Source organism: Brachyspira catarrhinii (genome assembly GCF_005518285.1).
In the GTDB taxonomy this organism is placed as follows: domain Bacteria; phylum Spirochaetota; class Brachyspiria; order Brachyspirales; family Brachyspiraceae; genus Brachyspira; species Brachyspira catarrhinii.
In genome coordinates, this window is the sequence record NZ_SJDU01000338.1 from 1 (window position 1) to 2,490 (window position 2,490).

Sequence of the window (2,490 nt, forward strand, 5' to 3'; positions counted from 1 at the left end):
ACCATTTTTTGAAGTATTCAGACAAATACCTCCTATAGCTTGGATACCTATGGCTATACTTTGGTTTGGAATAGGGGAGGTTCCAAAAATATTTATAATATTTATTGGTACTTTTGTTAATGTTACTTTAAACGCTTATGCAGGAAGTTCACAGGTTAATCCTACTTTAATAGGTGCTGCTAAAATGCTTGGCTCAAATGACAGAGATATATTTTTGCATGTTATACTTCCAGCTTCAGTTCCTCAAATATTTAATGGTATGCAGGTAGGTTTTTCAGTAAGCTGGATGGGTGTATTAGCTGCTGAAATGGTTAGTTCATTTGCAGGTGTAGGCTGGGTTATAATAAGAGGGTCTGATACAGCAAATATTCCTCAGGTTTTGGCTGGTATGATAACTATAGGTATAGTTGGTTTATTATTATCTTCTCTAATGAGATATATAGAAAGAAGATTAACTATTTGGAATTCTACAGGGATATAAAATTAATTTAGGTTGTGTTATGGAAAATAAAACTATTATAAAAATGAATCATGTAAATAAAGTATTTTTCAGCGAACATGGATATAAAGAAGTTATAAAAGATATTAGTCTTGAAGTTAAAGAAAATGAATTTGTAGTATTATTCGGACCAGGTCAATGCGGAAAAACTACATTAATAAATTTAATAGCAGGATTAGAAACATCTGAATACTCTGACATAGTAGTTAATGGCAAAAAGGTAACAGCACCGCACCCTGAAAGAGGAGTTGTATATCAGACTACAGCTTTATTTCCATTTTTAACTGTCATGGAAAATGTAGAGTTCGGTCCTAGAGCAAGAGGCATACCAAAAAAGGAAAGAAGAGAAAAAGCTAAATATTATATAGATTTAGTTGGTCTTAATGGATTTGAAAATAGTTATCCTAATCAATTATCAGGAGGTATGAGGCAGAGAGTGGGCATAGCAAGAGCTTACTGCAATGAACCAGTTGTAATGCTTCTTGATGAGCCTTTCGGACATTTGGATGCACAAACAAGGTATATGATGGAAGAAGAAATTGAAAAAATTTGGCAGAAAGAAAAAAGAACTGTTGTATTTGTTACCAACAATATTGAAGAGGCTGTATATTTAGGTGATAGAATAATACTTCTCACAAATTGTCCTACAGTTGTAAAAAAAGAATATATTATAGATTTGCCTAGACCTAGAAAATTAACAGATCCTAATTTCTTAAAAATTAGAAATGAAATAAATGACAATATGGATATAACTTTATAACATTAAAAAGGATATACTTATGACAAATGATACTAGAGAAGTTAAAGTAAAAGTTTCAAGACTTACAAAAAAATTCGGCGATTTATTGGTTTTAAATGATATATCATTTGATGTTATGAAAGGTGAGTTTTTATGCATAGTAGGTCCTACAGGATGCGGTAAAACTACATTCTTAAACAGCCTTACTAAACTATATAAACCTACTTACGGTGCTATACGAATAGACGGAGAACATGTAGATTTGAAAAAACATGATATAGCATATATATTTCAGGAATATTCTACTATGCCTTGGCTAAAGGTAGAAGAAAATATTAAATTCGGATTGAAAATAAAAAAACTTCCTCAGGATATAATAAATGAAAGAGCTGATAAGGTTATAAAAATGGTAGGGCTTGAAAAGTTTAGAAATTTTTATCCAAGCGAACTTTCTGCTAGTATGCTTCAAAGAGTTGTTATAGCTAGAGCATTTGCAGTAGAGCCAGAACTTCTTTTAATGGACGAACCTTATGGACAGTTAGATGTATCTTTAAGATTTAAATTAGAAGATGAGCTTTTAAATATATGGAAAACTTTAGGAACTACTATAATATTTATTACTCATAATATTGAGGAAGCAGTTTATTTAGGAGAAAGAGTTTTAGTATTGACTAATAAGCCTACTTCTATAAAAAAAGAAATACACATAGATTTGAAGCATCCTAGAAATATTTCTGACCCTAAATTTGTTGAATACAGAGAAGAGATAACTGAACTTATAAAATGGTGGTAGACATAACTAAAATAAATAATTAATATAATTACTATAATAAATTTTCTCTGAATATTACCTGTGTTTCTATATATGTGTATCTTTTATCTGGTATAGTTTTTGTAAGTAAATATTCAAATAAAACTTTTATTGCTCTGTATCCTTGTTCTTTTGGATTTTGTATTATTGAGGCTATAATCCCTCTGTCCAAAAGCCCCTCTTTTACAACTTCTGAAAAATCATATGTTATAATTTTTATTTTATTATAAAGCCCTAATTCTTTAATGGCATTTATAACATATTTACTGGTTTCTGCCCCCGGACATATAACTACATCTGTATCACTATATTTTAATAGGTTATCCTTACTCTTATCAAAATTAAGATTATTATCTTTTTCCATTTCTATTATAGACTGAAGCCTAACATTTTGATAATCTGTTTTAAGTCTGTTTGCCAAGCTATCAACACGCTTTTTAT

4 protein-coding genes are annotated in these 2,490 nt (G+C 30.0%); 3 read left to right on the forward strand and 1 reads right to left on the reverse strand.

Translation table 11 applies throughout. The features are described from left to right. From EZH24_RS10215 to EZH24_RS10225, 3 genes are all read left to right on the forward strand, one after another. Positions 1-481: ABC transporter permease (locus EZH24_RS10215; RefSeq protein ID WP_137999033.1), on the forward strand; the 481-nt coding region annotated here is incomplete at its 5' end. A 19-nt stretch (positions 482-500) separates the two neighbouring features. Beyond that, positions 501-1,259 carry an ABC transporter ATP-binding protein gene (locus EZH24_RS10220; RefSeq protein WP_137999034.1) on the forward strand — a complete coding sequence of 253 codons (759 nt, stop codon included), beginning with the start codon at positions 501-503 and terminating at the stop codon, positions 1,257-1,259. Positions 1,260-1,278: 19 nt separating this feature from the next. Beyond that, on the forward strand, positions 1,279-2,031 hold the full coding sequence (locus EZH24_RS10225) for an ABC transporter ATP-binding protein (RefSeq protein ID WP_137999035.1): 753 nt from the start codon (positions 1,279-1,281) through the stop codon (positions 2,029-2,031). A 31-nt stretch (positions 2,032-2,062) separates the two neighbouring features. Here the strand turns inward: EZH24_RS10225 and EZH24_RS10230 are convergent. Continuing rightward, a partial coding sequence (locus tag EZH24_RS10230) for a sugar ABC transporter substrate-binding protein (RefSeq protein ID WP_137999036.1) occupies positions 2,063-2,490 on the reverse strand: 428 nt, incomplete at its 5' end.